This window comes from Corallococcus sp. CA047B (assembly GCF_003612065.1).
Classification (GTDB): domain Bacteria; phylum Myxococcota; class Myxococcia; order Myxococcales; family Myxococcaceae; genus Corallococcus; species Corallococcus praedator.
In genome coordinates, this window is record NZ_RAWD01000243.1 from 1 (window position 1) to 15,198 (window position 15,198).

Sequence of the window (15,198 nt, forward strand, 5' to 3'; positions counted from 1 at the left end):
CCGCCGCGCCGGCCCTCCCCGAGTCCCTCCAGCGCGCGGTGGACGCGGCCGCCGTGAAGGCCGCCGAGGCCGCCATCGCCTCGCGCCCCAACCCCGTCGTCCCGGGCCCGGTGACGTCCGGCGCGAAGGACTTGCAGCTCGACCCGCCCGAGGGGCGGATGGAGCATGCGCGTCTGGGCGTGCGCATGAAGGCCCTCTACGTCCAGAGCGCCGAGCGGCTGGGTGTCGCGCACAAGCCGGGCATCGACAAGCTCAAGGCCTACGTGGAGCGCTGCAAGTCGGTGGGTGTCTTCAGCGGCATCTTCGAGCAGGGCGGCGCGCTCTACTCCCGCGAGACGCGCTCCGAGGAAGTGGTGGAATTGCTGCGCGCGGACGCCATCCTCCTGGCCGCTGGCGCGCGCACCGTCTCCGGCTACGGTGGGAAGTTCACTGTCGGCCGCCTCAACCAAGGCCCGTCCGTCTTCTGGGTGGGCGAGTCGCAGGCGCCCGACAAGTCCGACATCAAGACGGGCACCGTCGAGCTGGGGGCGCACAAGGCCATGGCGCTCGTGCCCATGTCCAATGACTTGATGCGCCTGGGCAACAGCAGCGCGTCGGCGGACATCGGCCGCGAGGTGGCCCAGGCCATGGCGCTGGAAGTGGACCTGGCGGGCCTCTACGGCAAGGGCGCCAAGATGCCCACCGGCATCTACGAGCTGGTGCCCAACGGCAACAAGGCCGCCGTCACGGGGACGACGGCGGACAACATCCGCAGCGACCTGAAGCTCAAGCTCATCAAGCCCATCACCACCGCGAAGCTGAAGCTGGCGGGCAACATGCCCTTCTACTTCATGGACTCCGGGACGCACCTCTACCTCTCGGAGTTGCGCGACAACGCGGGCTACATCTTCCCCGGCCTCCAGAACTTCGAGGACCCGCGCCTCAACGGCTTCCCCGTGAAGGTGACGGAGTCCATCGCCGGCAAGAACCACATCGGCTTCGGGCTCGCCGCGCAGCTCTACTACGGCGAGGCCTCCGCCATGGAGGTGACGGTGGGCGAGGCCTCCGGCGACTTCGAGGCGGACCAGATGACGTTGCGCGCGGTGTGGGAGGGCGACTGGGCCCTGCGCCACCGGCAGGCCTTCGCCTTCCTCACGGGCGCCAACTACAGCGGGTAGTCCGCGCGCCGCCCCCTTCAACCCCTCCAGGGAGACACACGCCATGCACCCGACGCGCAACAACACCGGCGCCTTCATCCACGCCGCCAACCTCTCGCACGCTCCGGCCGCCAACGCCGCGGGCACGCGCAACGGCGCGGCCTTCACCTTCGGCACCTACCGCAGCCTCGTCTTCTCCGTCATGACGGGCGCCACCACCGGCGCCCCCACCACCACCTCGGCCACGTACAAGCTCCAGACGAGCCCGGACGGCACCGCGTGGGCGGACGCGAAGACTCGCGACGGCGAGGTGGTGAGCCTCACCATCACCGCCGCGAGCATCGCGGCCGAACTGGACGTGGACCTCCAGGAGGTAGTGCCGGCGGCGCATGACCGGATCCGCTTCGTGGAGACCGTCGCCTTCACCGGCGGCGCCACGCCCACGCTGTTGAGCGCAGCCACCATCATCTTCGGCGGGGGCCAGACGCTGCCCGTGTAGCGGCGGGCACGCCTTCCCCCCCTTCCGTGCCTGCCCGGGCCGGGGCGGCTCCGTGCCGCCCCGGCCCTCTTTCTTCCCGAGGTGCCCATGCCCGCCGTCGAGGACCTGCTCACCGCCGCGCAACTGCCCGCCACCGTGCGCGACGCGGCCGAGCCCGAGCGCCTGCCGCTGCTCATTACCGCCGCCTCCCTTGCCCTGGCAGGGCACGTGGGCTACCCGCTGCACCGCCGCACGGGCGTGGTGGAGTCCGTGGCCAGCCAGGGAGGGCGCTACCTCTGGCTGCGCGCCGGGGGCGTGCGCCAGGTGCTGCGCGTGGAGGTGCGCGGCGTGGAGCTGCCCGCCACCGCGTACGCGCTGGAGTCCGCCCTCATGGGGCGCGTGGTGTCGCGCGGGGAGGCGTGGCCCTTCACTGGCCGCTACTCGCCCGGCGTCTCCTCCACGCCGCTGCACGTGGAGGACACCGGGGAGCTGCTCGTCACCTACGACGCCGGCTGGGTGACGCCCGGGCAAGCGGCCCTGGACGGGACACTGGTGGTGGACCTGCCGGCGGACGTGCAACTGGCCGCGCAGATGGTGGTGGCCGCGCTGGTGCACGGAGACGGCGCGGAGGAAGCCGTCTCCGAGTCCATCGGCGCCACCTCGCTGACGCGCGCCACGGATGAGGACGGGCAGTTGCCCACGGTGCCCGCCCGCGCGCGGCGCCTGGTGGCCCGGTACTGCCGGCCGCGACACGGGGCGGGCCCGTGAGCCTCCTGGGCCACCGCTTCCGCCAGCGCTTCGGCCTGGCCCGGCTGCTGTCCGCCGATGCTGGCGGCATCGAGGAGCACGACGAGCCCACCGTGCACGCCTGCCGCTTCGAGGGCAGCACGAAGCGCCTAGTCGCCCCGGACGGCACCGACGCCACGTCGGAGGCCGTGCTCTTCACTGCCGTGAAGGTGGAGCCCGGGGACCTCCTCTGGCTGCCCGGCACCACCCCGGGCGACGTCAACACCCAGCGCCGGCCGCTGCGCGTCACCCCGTGCGTCAACATCCGCGGGGGCCTGGACCACTACGAGGTGTACGTCTGATGGGTGCCACGCTGAAGGACGTGGAGCTCCACGTGGCCCAACTGCTGGAGGGCGCGGACCTGGGCTTCTCCATGACGGCGACGCCGCCGAGCCTCTACTACCGCGCATGGCCGGTGGCGGCACCGCCCCTCATGGTGGCGGTGCGCGAGGTGAGCGGCGACGCGCCCGAGGACTACATGGGCACGGGCCGCAGCTACCTCCAGCCGGACGTGCAGGTGGTTGCGCGCGGCCGCACGTACGCGGAGGCCCAGGCGCTGGCCCGCCAGTGCTGGAGCGTGCTGCACCTGGCGGCCGTGCCCGGCTACGTCTCCTGCCGCGCCCAGGGCGCCCCCGCGTACATGGGCCCGGACGGCAACGACAAGCACCGCTTCGCCTTCACCGTCACCCTGGCCTACGCCGGCTGACGCGAGGCGGGCGCCCCTTCTGGGTGCGTATGCCTGTCCGCGTGAAGCTCGACCTCCGCCCCCTCCTGAAGCTGCGCCAGCGCGCGCCCGAGGTGCTGCGCGAGTTGGACAAGCCGCTGCGCGCCACCGTCCGCCACGCGCTCGACTTGTCGCAATTCGACGTGCCGCGCGGGGACCAGGACGTCGAATACGACAAGCACGGGAATGAGAAGCAGCGGACGCGCCCGCTCGCCGACACGGGCTTCATCGACGGGCCCGAGTACCGCCTGGACAAGCGCCTCTCCACCACGTGGGTGGCCGGCTACGCGCACCACGCGGCCGGCGCCATCCACGAGGGCTTCCACTGGGGCGAGGAGATCATCAACCCGCCCCCCCACTTCCTGAAGAAGGCCTTCCGCCGCTCGCGCTCCGTGGGGCGCAAGGGCGTGAAGCAGGCCCTCGAACAGGCGCTGAAGAAGATGTTCCCCTCGAAGTAGCGAAAGGCATGGCCATGGCTGACCCGGAAGTCCTCTACGCGCAGAAGGTCCACTTCACCCTCCTGCCCACCACCCCGCTCGTCACTCTCGAAGAGGCGGAGGTCGACCCCGAGCCCGTCGCCACCGAGCTGGACGGCATCACGGAGTGCTCCGTCTCCGAGGCGGCCGACAGCGTGGACACGAACTACTACGGCAGCGACGGGTACAAGAAGAACGCCGCCACCCTCACCGGGTTGACCATCAGCCTCAGTGGGCACCGCCTCCGGGACAACGCCGCGCAGAACGCGCTGGAGGGGCAGTTCCGGAAGCTCGGCTACCTGCACGTCATCCGCGACGCGGAGGCAACGGCGGGCCAGCGAGGCAAGCGCTACGCGGTGCGCGTCATGACCTTCGACTCCGGAGGCCCGTCCTCGGATGTGGACAAGCTCACCGTCAGCCTCACCGGCCAGGGCGCTCCCGTCGCGTTGTAGCCGCCCCTTCTTCACCTCGCAGCCGCCCACCTGGAGAAGCCAGACATGAACGACGCCCCCCAGTACCGCAAGCCCCTCGGCATGCCCCGGAAGTTCCACAAGCGCATCACCATCGGCGGCGCGGACTACGACATCTGCGAGCCGTCGTCGGGAGACAAGACGGCCGCGCTGGCGAGCAGCAGGAAGGCCGGCGAGCTCGACGACAAGAACCACCCCGTCGACGAGGACGCGGGCATGCACTTCCTCGCGCGGATCGCCATCGTGTGCCTCTACCACCCGGGCGGGGTGCGGCGTGTCTTCGAGCAGGAGGAGAACGCCGCCGTGAAGAACGAGCCCTGGCTGGACGAGTACGGCAAGGACTTCTCCGCCGCCTTCGGTGGCCCGACGGTGGAGGAGGCGCGGGGAAACTCCGAAGCCACCCCGAGCTGAGCGTCGTCTACGGGGTGGCGAAGTTGATGGGCGTGTCGCCTGAAGCAGTGCGCGAATGGCCCTGGTCCGATGTCGTGCACCTGCTGGCCTACTGCGAGCAGGAGAACGAGGAGATGAAGGCGCACCTCCCAGCGCCTGGCGCCTCCGCTTCACCCTCCCGGGGCCCTGCCTCGAAGAGCACCACCACCGTCTACCGCTTCGGCCCCAAGCCGAAGCGGTAGGCAGCCCTCCTCCGGAGTCCTGTCATGGCTTTGAAAGTGGGCGACCTCTACGTCGCCGTCACCGCGAGCATCGGCGAAGCCCTCGTCAGCGTGGGCAAGCTGGTGAAGGGCGTGGAGCGGGCCGCCAAGCAGGTGAAGGAGGCAGCGGAGCCCATCGGCAACATCGGCGCCGTGGTGGCCGCCGGCATCGCCGCGGCGGTGGCGGCCTCCGCCGAGTCCAACGCGGCGATGAAGGAGCAGACCGAGCGCATCAAGGACCTGCTCATCACGCTCGCCGCCGAGCTGGGGGACCTCTTCGCGCCCCTCGTGAAGAAGGTAGCGAACGTCATCGAGCAGGTGGTGGCCAAACTCCAATCCCTCTCACCCGCCACGAAGCGCGCGGGCGCGGGCATCGCCGCGTGGGTGGCTGGCGTGGGCTTGGGCGTCGGCGCCGTCGGGAAGCTGGCCGGCGCGATGGAGGGGATGACCAAGGGCATGGCGCTCGTGCTGGAGACGAGCAAGAAGGTCCTGCCGGCGTTCACCTACCTGGGCGAAGGCGCGGGCAAAGCCTTCCAGGCCATCCAGGCGCTGTCGAAGGTGGACATCGGGAAGGCCCTCGCCGGCATGAAGTCGGGCGTGGCGGGGCTGGGCACTTCGGTGGCGGAGCTCACCACGTCCATGCCGTCCCTCATGGCGAGCATCGGGCGGATGGCGTTGGGCTTCGCTACGGCCGCCCTTCCCATCCTGGCCGTCGTCGCGGCCCTCGCCGGCATCGCCCTGCTCGCGGGCAGCGTCTACAAGAGCTGGGGTGACATCAAGCTCCTGGCCAAGGAGGCATGGAGCGCGATGTCCCAGTCCGTCTCGGAAATGATGGGAGGGCTGAGCGACGTCGCGATGAAGCTGGCGGACGTCTTCGGCCTCGCCTTCAGCGCCCTCGGATCCACCATCGAGGCCATGGTGGACCGGTCCCTCGCCTTCGTCGCATTCCTTGTGAGCAAATCCGCAAGCATCCTTCGCCCCATCGCCGAGGCGGCCAAGATGCACAATGTGACCGGGGCGCTGAAGGAGGCAGAAAAGCTCACCGGAAAGGGATTGAAAGCAGGCATCCTGGACGCACTCGCCGCAGGCGGGAGCGCCTTCATCGAGAAGATGGCCAAGGAGGCCTCGGAGTTGAAGAAGGGTGCCGTCCTCATCGCGACGAAGGCAGCAGACGCAGCGAAGGCTGCCGGCGCGGCGGCCAAGGACACGGTAGGCGTTGGACTCCAGCACTCCGCTTCCGGCCTCGAGGAGATGATGAAGGCCGTCCTCAACTCGAAGACGGTCGAGGAGTGGAAGGCGAAGATGGAGGACCTGAAGGGCCTCCTTGCCTCGCTCTTCGACGGGAACGCGCAGGCCCACATCCGCAAGCCGGATGAGAACGGCATCGAGGTGTCCGCCGCGGGCCATGACGGGATGGACCGCTTCGCGGAGCGCTTTCGCGGCGGGCTGGGCTCCACCGCCATGGACGCCTACAACAAGCTGGTGGAAGACCAGGCGAAAGCCCTCGCGGACTCCATCCGCCGGGCCGCCGAGGACGCGGCCGCAGCAGCTGCTGCCGCGAAGGACAGCCTCATCGCGGGCTTCGTCAACCGGCTGGGCGAGCTCGGCGGCATCATCAACAGCGCGAAGCAGGGCTTCGAGGCGGGCGGCTTCTGGGGCGCCGTCATCGCCGCCATCGGCGAGCTGCTCATGGGTACCGAGGAGATGGCCGGCGCCATCGAAATCCTCAACGGCATCGTCTCGCAGGTGTCGGACATCTTCGGGGCCATCGGCCGCGGGCTCCAGCCCCTGCTGGGCGCGGTGGGCTATGTGATTGAAGTCGTCGTCAATCTCATCCAGCCGTTCCTGGAGATGCTCGGAGACGTCCTGGAGGACTTCGCGCCCGTCATCGTCATGGTGGGCGAAATCCTCCAGGCCCTCACGCCCGTCTTGAGTGGTGCCTTCAAGGCCCTCGCGTCGGCCATCAGCTGGCTCGTGGAGGGCGTGCTGAAGGGCGTCTTCGAGGTGTTGCGCTACGTGGGCCTCGCCATCCTCTACATCATCAAGGGGCTGGCCAGCGCCTGGAACGGCATCGTCAGCGCCATCCAGTGGGTGTTCAAGAAGCTGGGGGACATCTCCATCTTCGGCGGCCATCCGCTCGGCTTCCTCCGCGACTGGGCGGACGGCATGGAGTCCGCGAAAATCAACACGGACTCGCTGAACGAGAGCATCTCGAACCTGAAGGACGTCACCTGGGACGCGGCGAAGCGCAAGGCCGAGGAAACGGCGGAGGTCCTCAAGAACAAGGAGGCGCTCGCGGACGTCAACGAGGCGCTCTCCAACGTGCCCGCCCTCTGGAAGGTGGCGCTCCGGCGCTTCAACGCGCAGGACGAGCAGGAGGGCCCCAACACGTCCGGAGGAAGCGCGACGCCTGCGCCCGCGCAGCCGCCCCCGTCGCCTTCGGGTGGAGGCACGGTGTCGGCTCCCGAATCCCCCGGCGGCTCCCTGTTCAACTACATCTTCAACATCACCGGCTATGACACGGAGGAGGCCATGGCCGAGGCGATGCGGAATGCCGAGGCCATGCAGCGCCGCCTTGGCATCCGGCTCTTCGGCACCGCCGCGCCCGTCACCAGCCGGTACGCGTAGCAGTTGGGCCGCCCCTTCTTCAGGGGCATGGCCTACCTCCAGCTCTCCGGCATCGAGGTCCGCTGCTCCACCGCCAAGGGGCTCATGCAGAAGCCCACGCTGCTGGGCCCGCGCATGCGGACCTTCAGCGGATGGGCGATGAGCGGCACCCGCGCGCGCGTCCATACGTGGTCCGGTGGCACGCCGCCCATGCCCCTGGCGGAGGCACAGGCCCTGCGCCGCCTCATCGACGGAGAGGGGCACAGCTGGGCCTTCGAGGCCAACAGCGGCGTCGGGCTCTACAGCAGCAAGGGAGTCCCCGGCACCGTCGTCGGCACCATTGGCGTGGGGCCCGGCAGCTCCACACCGCGCTTCGGGGCGGGCGGCCTGGTGCTCGCGTCCGGCGCCTCCGTCACGTGGGCAACGGGCACCACCACCACGTACCTCGTAGGGGCGTGGATCCGGGGGGCATTCAGCTCCGGGGCCTGGACGCACCTCATCGTGGACCCAAACACAGACATGACCTGGAAGAACGGGGAGGAGTGGCTCACGGCCGGAGACCTCGTCGACGAAACCGGCATCGGCCTGGGCGTAGGCTTCCTCACGCCGTCGGCGCTCACGGTCGCCAACCGCACCGCCGAAACGGGCACGCCGAGCGTCCTGGACGTCGATGACCTCGTGCTGCTGCCGTACGCGGTGCCTCGGGCGTGGATTCCCCAGTGGTACGCCTGGGGCGCGGCAGGCCACCCCTTCGGCCCACTGCCGTACCACGCCGCCACCGGCGTCGGCGTGCCCGGCCCCTTCCAGGTGCTGGGCCAGGCGGGCGACGCGGCCGCCGTGGAGTACGTCGACGACAACAGCGCGCGGGTGCAGGGCCAGTACCTGGACTTCGAACTCTGGCAGCAGCCGGAAGGAACCTGACATGCGCACCCTTTCCCCCGCCGAATCCGCCGCCCTCTCTTGCAGCGCGGGCTTCGCCTCGCACGTGCGCGTCCTGGTGCTGCGCGGCGCCTCCTGGACGGACCTCTCCACGCTGCTGCCCGGGGACTACCTGCTGGGCGCCTCCTGGTCGGACAGCATCGACGCGCCCGTCTCCACCGCCAGCGTCTCCGTGGTGCGCAACGGCCCGGACGGCAAGCGCCTGTCGCTCGCGACCATGGTGGTGGCCAGCCTCTTCAACACGGTGGACGCCACCTACCAGCCGCTCTTGCGCGAGGGTGCGTACTTCCGCGTGGAGCTGGCCACGGTGCCGCTGGACACGCGCCGCGCGGACGTCCCCACCGGCTCCTGGCGCGAGGTGTGGCGCGGCCGCATCGACGAGGTGGACGCGGGCGGGGACGAACTGCGCCTCTCCGGAAGGGATTTGGGCGGGCTGCTGCAGGACACCTGGGCGGAGGTGGAGCGCACCTATGGCAGCACCGCGGGCACGCCGGTGCAGTCCGTCATCCAGTCCATCCTCACCGACAACGGCATGTCCTCCTTCGGCCTCTTCACGCCGGTGGATCCGCTCTCCGTGCGCGGCCCCTACGTGCAGGAGCGGGAGCCCCTGCTGGACGCGGTGACGTTCCTCGCCGAGCAGATTGGCTGGGACTTGCGCATGCGCTGGCGCGAGGACGCGGGCGCCTTCGCCCTCACCCTCTGGAGCCCCAACCGCACGACGGACATGCCCGTGGCCACCTTCGGCCCGGACAGCGTCCTGGAGTTCTCCGAGCTCAAGCGCAGCCTGGAGCACGTGCGCAACGTCGTGGAGGTGGTGTACTCGGACAAGGCGGACAAGGACGCAACCGGCGCAAAGAAGCGCAAGACGGTGACAGCCACCCATGCCGCGAGCATCGCCCTCTACGGGCGCCGGTGGATGCAGGTGGCGGAGGCCGCCTCCTCCCTCATCGACACCGAGTTGGAAGCGACGCGGCTGGCCGCCGCGGCCCTTGCCGACCTCTCTGAGTCCGCGCTCAGCCTGTCGCTGACGCTGCCCGGTGTGCACTGGTACCTGGAAGCGGCGGACCTGGTGGAGGTGCTGCCGGACGGCGTGCACTTCGACACGCCCCAGCGCCTCGCCGTCGTCTCCGCGGAGCACGAGTGCGCGTCCTCCGGCGAGGCTCGGACGAAGCTCCAGTTGCAGGGCCGGCCCAGCACCAGCCGCACCGTCTGGGCGGAGAAGGACGCACGCCCCGGGGTCGCCGCCAGCGCGCCCTTCACTGGTCCCCCGGCGCCGGCGGGCCTGACGGTGACGAACACCGTCAACGGCTTCTCGCTCGCATGGACTCCAGCGGACACCGGCACCGCGTGGGACTCGTACGAGCTGCACGTGAGCAGCACCGCAGGCTTCATCCCCTCGCAGGTGACGTACCGGGAGAACAGCCGCACCACGAGCTTCAACGTGGCCAACCTGGTGGCGGGCCGGGCGTACTACGCGCGCGTCATCCCGCGCGACAAGAAGGGCAACGCGGGCCCCGCCAGCACCGAGGTGACACTCGCGCCCAGGTACGTCGCGCCGGCCATGCTGATGCCCACCGTGACGTATGCCGCGCTCCCGTTGAATGCGGACTTCGAGGCGCTCAGCGACGCCTCCCTGCCCCCGGATGGGTGGGGCGTCTCGCCCGGCACCTGGAACGTGGACGCCTTCGACGAGCCCGCCAGCGTCTTCAGCGGCGCCCGCGCCGTGCGCCTGGCGCCGACGCTGCTGGCAACGAAGCTGGGCAGTCAGTCCTTCGTCGTCCGGCCCGAGGACCTCGTGTACCCCAGCGTCCTCATGCGAGGGAACACGGAGGGCACCAACAACAACTTCACCTGCGTCCTCTGGCTCGCATGGCTCGACGGCAACGGCAGCCTGCTTCCCTCCGGCGGCATCTCGACGGTGGACATGGGCGTCGCCTCGTCGCTCTGGAAGGACCTTGGCAAGGGGAAGTACGCCGTCGCCCCCGCCAACGCGCGCTACTGCCAGCTCTACGTCGGCAAGGGCAACGCCCTGGCGTACACGCTCTTCCTCGACTCGGCGCGCGTCGTGGTGCAGTCGAAGCTGGAGAGGCCCGTGTCGGCGACGCTCATCACCGCGTCGGGCTGGGTGTGGACGGGAGCGCCGCGCGACTTCCCGTCGTACTACCGGAACGAGGGGGAAACCGCCTTGGCGGGCAGCATCAAGAGCGGCACCCTCGGCTCATCCTGCTTCCAACTGGATTCAGGCTATCGGCCGGCCACGGAACTGCGCTTCCCCGTGGTGAGCAACGGCGCGTTCGGTTGGGTGAAGGTGACGGCCGACGGGTACGTCACGCCCATGGCCGGCAGCACGACGGAGTTCTCGCTCGAAGGCATCCGCTTCCGGGCAGTGCCGTGAGCCTCACGGCTGTAGCGCGGCGACGACCTTCTGACGCTCGGAATCACTGCCCTCAGCGACCATGAACATGATGGGCCCGTGGACGATCTTCTGCTCACTCGATAGCGGGGACTGGTCCATCACTTCCTTGTATGCCTTTGCCGCCTCCGCAGTATTGAACTGAAGGATACCGACGTAGACCTCGCCTGAACGGTAGTCGAAACACCGCGGCGCCACGGCCTGCTTCGTATCCTCCGTCTTCTCGGCGAGCACGACGCCGCGCGACTTCGCGAATGCCTCGGCGGACTCGATGGTGTCGAGCCCCTTCGAGCAGGCAATGGCAGACAGTGCGATGACAATGAAAAGCATCCGCAACATGGGCCTCCTCCTGCTGAATGCCTAGCACCCAGAGTCAAGGCGGGACAAGGTACCCCTCACCCGTCATGCAGGCCCAGGCTACACACCCGCCCGTAGCTCATCAGGAAGGTCGGTCCGCCGCAGGTCGGGCAGCGCTCCTCCGGGGGCAGCTCGCGCGGTGGCGGTGGAGTCGGTTCCGCCACGCCCTGGAGTCTGGCCAGGTCGCGCAGGTAGTCCGCACGGACCTGCCGGTGGCGTTGCAGTTCAGGCGGTGGCGGCCTGGGTCGGTGGTGGCGCATGGATCCCTCCTCCGACGAAGAAGGGGCGCCACCTGGCCTATCGTCGCTTCTTCTCTCGGGCCGCGAGCGCTTCCTCCAATAGACGGACCGCAACCTCGTCAGGCCCGAGTCGCTCGCTGGCCGCCAGAGCGCGTACCGCTTCGGCGTGCTTCGCGAGACAGTCGTACACGCTGAAGCCCAGGACCATCGCCTTGACGCGGGCGCTGTTGATGGATCGCAGTCGCTCCGCCTCCTTCATTGCCTTGGCACGCTCGCCGAGGGACGCGGGGGCACGCATGCTGAACTGGTCGTCGAACTTCTCTTCTTCGGGCTCGAACAGCATCGGCACCTCCGTGTGTGGGCAGCATTTGTATCCCACCTGAATCCCATTCGCAACCCACGGCCCTTGACTTGGGTCCCCTATGGGATACATTTCTCCGTGCTTGGCCGCCTGGAGAAGCGTCGAGCTTCACGGCATCAGGCGACTGCGCGAGAGGCAGGCATATGCGGCAGATAGAAAATATTTGGCGGGGTCCGGAGTCGGTGTCTCCGCGCAGCAGCGGCACGAAGGCCCTGCGCACAGGGAGCCGTGAGCAACCTCTCGACATCGTCATCCGCCGCTATCGGCGCATCTTGCTGGGCCGCCTGTATCAAGTGCGCGACGCCAAGACGGGCGCGCCATCGATCGACCTCCATGCCACGGGGCGGCATCCGGACTTCCAGCCCGACGTGGACATGGACATGGTCGTCTCCGCGCGAGCTGCAACCGCCGACGCCCCTTCCCGCCTCCGCTTTCGCCTGGCGCATGTGTCCGCCGATGCGTCCAATCAGGATGTTGCCCGGGTCGCGGAGGGCGCCTTGAGCCTCGCCAAGGCGATGGTCCAGTCCACCTGCACGCGCAGCGAGCTGGCCGAAACCATGGCGCACCTTCGGGCACCGGCGCGCCCTCGCGGCCCCGTCCTCCGGTCGCGAAGGCACTGGCGGCGCGCGCGAAAAGCGCTCGCGAAGGCCTGGGGAAGTGCCCTGACGAGCGGCTACATCTCTGTCGTGCTCGCGGGCGCGGCAATCCTGGGCTCCATCATGATGCCGAACCAAGCTCCGGACCCAAGGCCAACGCAGCTTCCTCACGTACCTGTCGGCCTCGTTCTCGCGGCGTCCACTCCGGACCGGCCTGAACTGTCACTGGACATTCCGGACCGGCCTCTTCAAGGGCAGAAGACGAAGGACTGCGACCCGGACGCCAGCGAGCAAATGATCAAGGGAGCCTGCTGGGTGGAAACCTCGAAGAAGGCTCCGTGCGGAGACAAGCAGTACGAGTACAAGGGGAAGTGCTACCGCGCTGCCGGCAAGTAGTTGACGCAGCGAGGCCTGAGCTACCTAGTTGCGCAACTGCCTGACTGGTGCTACCTCTTTCGAGGTATCAGTAGTGCCAGCGGTCCGCTGAAGCAGTGACCTAAGCGGTGGACCGCATCCCAAATCGAGCTTGGCCTCCGCCTTCGAGCGGTTGGCTACCAGAAAAGGCCGGTACACCCGAGTGATGTCGGGACACCCGCCCTCCCGGTGCTCCGTCGGCGTTTCTTAGGTCCGTCGGCGGAGCACCACTTTTTTCTGGGTGGGGTTCGCATGGGTCACGCAGGCCAGCACAGCCATCCCCGCCCACCCACGACACCTGCCATTGCGTCGGCCTCGCCGTCCACCGTTCTGGATGCGCACCGAATGACGAGACGGAGTCGTATGCAAACCTCCCTCGACACATCGTTGGCGCGGGGGTTGCTCAACGCGCGCGTGACTGTGGAGCCCGATACGAGCTCGCAGCAGCTACGGACGAAGCTTCGACCTCACGGGTCGTTGCTCATCTTCTTGACCGATCATCTTGTGCAGTGTCGTCCGAGTGGGAGAAGTCGATGACCGAAGTGGAGTTGGTGGAGAGCATCCGGAAAGTCGTCCGGGAGGAATTGCGCGCGCACGTCGCGACGGATGGCCGCGAGTACCTCACGGTGGCGGAGGCGGCAGCGCTCGCCCGGGGTGGGCAGAGCATCATCCGCAACTGGTTCAAGGACGGCACTCTGAAGCGGCATGGGACGCCGGGTCGTGTCCTCGTCAGCCGAGGGGAGTTGCTCGCAGTGCTGGAGCGAAGTCCTGCACACGTTACGAGCGAGGAAGCCATCGAGGCGCTCGCGGCAAGCTTCGTCGGAGGGGGCACCTGATGGGCTCCGTCTACAAGCGCAGCGACTCACCCAACTGGTGGGTTGGCTTCGTCGACGTGCACGGGAAACGGAAGGACAAATCCTCGAAGAGTCAGGACAAGCAGGTCGCGGAGAAGTTGCTGGCTGTTGTCGAGCGCAAGGTGCGCGCGGAAAAGGAGAGCGGCCTCGTCAGCGCGAACAGGGGGCCTATCACCGTTCACCGGTACGCCGAGCAATGGCTGGCGGACCGACGCGCGCGAGGAATAGCAGCGGCAGATTCGGACGAAGACCGCCTTCAGCACGCGCTCCCAGTCATCGGAGGGATGGTTCTGGCCGAAGTGCGGCCAAAGGACATCCTCGCGGTCGTTCGTGCGATGGAGGCGAAGCGGACAACGGAGGGGGCGAAGAAGCTCGCGCCGCGAACGGTCCTGCACGTCTACGGCGCGCTTCGGCAGATGTTCAGCGACGCGCACAGGGATGAACTCATTCCCGCGAGCCCCTGCGTGCTGACGCGGCGCCGCGGCGAACTGCCCAAGAAGCGCGACAAGGACCCGCAGTGGCGACGCACGGCGCTCTTCGATCGCGAAGAACTGATGCTGCTGATCACCGACCGGCGCGTCCCGGAGCGGCACCGCGTCCTGTATGCGGTCGAGAACCTGGGAGGCATGCGCATCAACGAAATCAGCCCTCGAAGGTGGCGGGACTACCTGCCCGACATCACGCCTCTGGGGAAGATGGTCATCGACACCTGCTGGGACTCGAAGAAGAAGGTCCTGAAACCGGCGACGAAGACAGGGGTGGTACGGGAGATGCCCATCCACTCCGTCCTGGCGCGCATCCTCGCGGACTGGCAGGCGGAGGGGTGGGCCCGGCAGTACGGGCGCCAACCCGGGCCGGAGGACTTCATCGTCCCATCCGTGGACGGAGGGCTCCTGAGTTCGTCGTCCAGCTACAAGCGCCTCCAGGAGGACCTGGCGCAGTTGGGCCTTCGGCGACGAAGGCAGCACGACGCCCGGCGGACGTTCATCACGTTGGCGATTGCGGATGGGGCGCAGAAAGATCTGCTCCGCTGGGCGACCCACGGGCCCGAAGGCGACATCGTGGATGCCTACACGTCACTGCCCTGGCACGTGCTGTGCGAGCAGGTGGCGATGCTGAAGGTACAACTCCCCGAGGGGTACCTCCCCTCGGGTTTCACCGGAATCACTACGCAGCCACTACGCTCGATGGAACCGACCGAAATGACTACGCAACTGCTGTGGAGGCGGAGGGAATCGAACCCTCGTCCGAAAGCCGTCTGCTCTTTGACCCTACGTGCGTAGTCCGCGATTTTTTACGTCACCTGGACTCCCACGGACGGGATTCCCGATGCCGGTCCTGGAAAGATCTCGTCACCTCGGGCCCAGGCTCCCTCGGTGACCAGTCCGCATTATGACGGCCCATCCCCACCCCACGGACCGAGAGCAGGGGGACCGCGCACTAAAGACTGCTAATTAGGCAGCCAGCGCGAGCTCAACGTTGTCGTTGGCTTTTGTGTTGTTGTCGGCAGTTTAACGAGGTCCCAACAAGCTCGGCACGCGTCTCGAACTTCAATGCCCCCGTCGAAGCCAGGTCGCCCCCAGATTCGCCGTACTGCATGCGGCCACGACTTCTCCGCACCCGACTTACATTAACCGCTGAACGCCCCCCGTCAATCCTCCTGCATCGTCAGGGGGTCGCTCCGCCAACATCCTGCCC

17 protein-coding genes, 1 other RNA gene and 1 pseudogene are annotated in these 15,198 nt (G+C 68.4%); 15 read left to right on the forward strand and 4 right to left on the reverse strand.

From position 1 onward, the window contains the following. The 12 genes from D7X74_RS29805 to D7X74_RS29855 all read left to right on the forward strand — a co-directional run. A partial coding sequence (locus D7X74_RS29805) for a phage major capsid protein (RefSeq protein ID WP_120536400.1) occupies positions 1–1,157 on the forward strand: 1,157 nt, incomplete at its 5' end. 43 nt (positions 1,158–1,200) lie between these two features. Further along, entirely contained in the window at positions 1,201–1,635 is a 435-nt protein-coding gene (locus tag D7X74_RS29810) for a hypothetical protein (protein ID WP_120536401.1), read from the forward strand. An 87-nt stretch (positions 1,636–1,722) separates the two neighbouring features. Beyond that, a complete protein-coding gene (locus D7X74_RS29815) occupies positions 1,723–2,382 on the forward strand; it encodes a hypothetical protein (protein ID WP_120536402.1) in 660 nt (219 codons plus the stop codon). After that, positions 2,379–2,702 carry a hypothetical protein gene (locus tag D7X74_RS29820; RefSeq protein WP_120536403.1) on the forward strand — a complete coding sequence of 108 codons (324 nt, stop codon included), beginning with the start codon at positions 2,379–2,381 and terminating at the stop codon, positions 2,700–2,702. The genes D7X74_RS29815 and D7X74_RS29820 overlap by 4 nt, the downstream gene beginning before the upstream one ends. Then, positions 2,702–3,106 carry a minor capsid protein gene (locus D7X74_RS29825; protein ID WP_120536404.1) on the forward strand — a complete coding sequence of 135 codons (405 nt, stop codon included), beginning with the start codon at positions 2,702–2,704 and terminating at the stop codon, positions 3,104–3,106. The genes D7X74_RS29820 and D7X74_RS29825 overlap by 1 nt, the downstream gene beginning before the upstream one ends. A 41-nt stretch (positions 3,107–3,147) precedes the next feature. Then, positions 3,148–3,582, forward strand: coding sequence for a hypothetical protein (locus D7X74_RS29830; protein WP_233602316.1), 435 nt, complete (start codon positions 3,148–3,150; stop codon positions 3,580–3,582). 14 nt (positions 3,583–3,596) lie between these two features. Next, entirely contained in the window at positions 3,597–4,052 is a 456-nt protein-coding gene (locus D7X74_RS29835; RefSeq protein ID WP_233602317.1) for a phage tail tube protein, read from the forward strand. A gap of 45 nt (positions 4,053–4,097) precedes the next feature. Further along, positions 4,098–4,481 carry a phage tail protein gene (locus D7X74_RS29840; RefSeq protein ID WP_120536407.1) on the forward strand — a complete coding sequence of 128 codons (384 nt, stop codon included), beginning with the start codon at positions 4,098–4,100 and terminating at the stop codon, positions 4,479–4,481. 32 nt (positions 4,482–4,513) lie between these two features. Beyond that, positions 4,514–4,702: a hypothetical protein gene (locus D7X74_RS42720; protein WP_147446723.1), complete on the forward strand. Its 189-nt coding sequence runs from the start codon at positions 4,514–4,516 to the stop codon at positions 4,700–4,702. A gap of 24 nt (positions 4,703–4,726) precedes the next feature. Beyond that, positions 4,727–7,348, forward strand: a complete 2,622-nt coding sequence (locus D7X74_RS29845; protein WP_147446724.1) for a hypothetical protein — start codon at positions 4,727–4,729, stop codon at positions 7,346–7,348. Between the two features lie 27 nt (positions 7,349–7,375). Continuing rightward, positions 7,376–8,248 (forward strand): hypothetical protein, encoded by an 873-nt coding sequence (locus D7X74_RS29850; protein WP_120536409.1) that lies wholly within the window; start codon positions 7,376–7,378, stop codon positions 8,246–8,248. A gap of 1 nt (position 8,249) precedes the next feature. Then, positions 8,250–10,661, forward strand: coding sequence for a fibronectin type III domain-containing protein (locus tag D7X74_RS29855; RefSeq protein ID WP_120536410.1), 2,412 nt, complete (start codon positions 8,250–8,252; stop codon positions 10,659–10,661). Positions 10,662–10,664: 3 nt separating this feature from the next. On the opposite strand, the gene D7X74_RS29860 is transcribed toward D7X74_RS29855, so the two are convergent. The 3 genes from D7X74_RS29860 to D7X74_RS29865 are packed head-to-tail and all read right to left on the reverse strand — an operon-like array spanning position 10,665 to position 11,618. Then, a complete protein-coding gene (locus tag D7X74_RS29860) occupies positions 10,665–11,018 on the reverse strand; it encodes a hypothetical protein (RefSeq protein ID WP_120536411.1) in 354 nt (117 codons plus the stop codon). Between the two features lie 56 nt (positions 11,019–11,074). Next, positions 11,075–11,296, reverse strand: a complete 222-nt coding sequence (locus tag D7X74_RS42725) for a hypothetical protein (RefSeq protein WP_147446725.1) — start codon at positions 11,294–11,296, stop codon at positions 11,075–11,077. A 37-nt stretch (positions 11,297–11,333) separates the two neighbouring features. After that, positions 11,334–11,618 carry a hypothetical protein gene (locus D7X74_RS29865; protein ID WP_120536412.1) on the reverse strand — a complete coding sequence of 95 codons (285 nt, stop codon included), beginning with the start codon at positions 11,616–11,618 and terminating at the stop codon, positions 11,334–11,336. A gap of 200 nt (positions 11,619–11,818) precedes the next feature. On the opposite strand from D7X74_RS29865, the gene D7X74_RS29870 reads away from it, so the two are divergent. From D7X74_RS29870 to D7X74_RS45440, 3 genes and pseudogenes are all read left to right on the forward strand, one after another. Next, positions 11,819–12,628, forward strand: a complete 810-nt coding sequence (locus D7X74_RS29870) for a hypothetical protein (protein WP_120536413.1) — start codon at positions 11,819–11,821, stop codon at positions 12,626–12,628. Between the two features lie 551 nt (positions 12,629–13,179). Then, a complete protein-coding gene (locus D7X74_RS29875) occupies positions 13,180–13,482 on the forward strand; it encodes a helix-turn-helix domain-containing protein (protein WP_120536414.1) in 303 nt (100 codons plus the stop codon). Continuing rightward, a pseudogene (locus D7X74_RS45440) lies at positions 13,482–13,817 on the forward strand (hypothetical protein); the annotation flags it as partial. The gene D7X74_RS29875 and the pseudogene D7X74_RS45440, both read left to right, overlap by 1 nt. A 900-nt stretch (positions 13,818–14,717) precedes the next feature. On the opposite strand, the gene ssrA reads toward D7X74_RS45440, so the two are convergent. After that, positions 14,718–15,081: a transfer-messenger RNA gene (ssrA, locus tag D7X74_RS29885) on the reverse strand. Positions 15,082–15,198 lie beyond the last annotated feature (117 nt).

Excerpts from the sequence above, each read along its gene's own strand:
- D7X74_RS29815 (WP_120536402.1), top strand. The coding sequence starts at position 1,723 with ATGCCCGCCGTCGAGGACCTGCTCACCGCCGCGCAACTGCCCGCCACC.
- D7X74_RS29810 (WP_120536401.1), top strand. The coding sequence starts at position 1,201 with ATGCACCCGACGCGCAACAACACCGGCGCCTTCATCCACGCCGCCAAC.
- D7X74_RS29825 (WP_120536404.1), top strand. The coding sequence starts at position 2,702 with ATGGGTGCCACGCTGAAGGACGTGGAGCTCCACGTGGCCCAACTGCTG.
- D7X74_RS29840 (WP_120536407.1), top strand. The coding sequence starts at position 4,098 with ATGAACGACGCCCCCCAGTACCGCAAGCCCCTCGGCATGCCCCGGAAG.
- D7X74_RS42725 (WP_147446725.1), bottom strand. The coding sequence starts at position 11,296 with ATGCGCCACCACCGACCCAGGCCGCCACCGCCTGAACTGCAACGCCAC.
- D7X74_RS29845 (WP_147446724.1), top strand. The coding sequence starts at position 4,727 with ATGGCTTTGAAAGTGGGCGACCTCTACGTCGCCGTCACCGCGAGCATC.
- D7X74_RS29850 (WP_120536409.1), top strand. The coding sequence starts at position 7,376 with ATGGCCTACCTCCAGCTCTCCGGCATCGAGGTCCGCTGCTCCACCGCC.
- D7X74_RS29860 (WP_120536411.1), bottom strand. The coding sequence starts at position 11,018 with ATGTTGCGGATGCTTTTCATTGTCATCGCACTGTCTGCCATTGCCTGC.
- D7X74_RS29835 (WP_233602317.1), top strand. The coding sequence starts at position 3,597 with ATGGCTGACCCGGAAGTCCTCTACGCGCAGAAGGTCCACTTCACCCTC.
- D7X74_RS29855 (WP_120536410.1), top strand. The coding sequence starts at position 8,250 with ATGCGCACCCTTTCCCCCGCCGAATCCGCCGCCCTCTCTTGCAGCGCG.
- D7X74_RS29875 (WP_120536414.1), top strand. The coding sequence starts at position 13,180 with ATGACCGAAGTGGAGTTGGTGGAGAGCATCCGGAAAGTCGTCCGGGAG.
- D7X74_RS29865 (WP_120536412.1), bottom strand. The coding sequence starts at position 11,618 with ATGCTGTTCGAGCCCGAAGAAGAGAAGTTCGACGACCAGTTCAGCATG.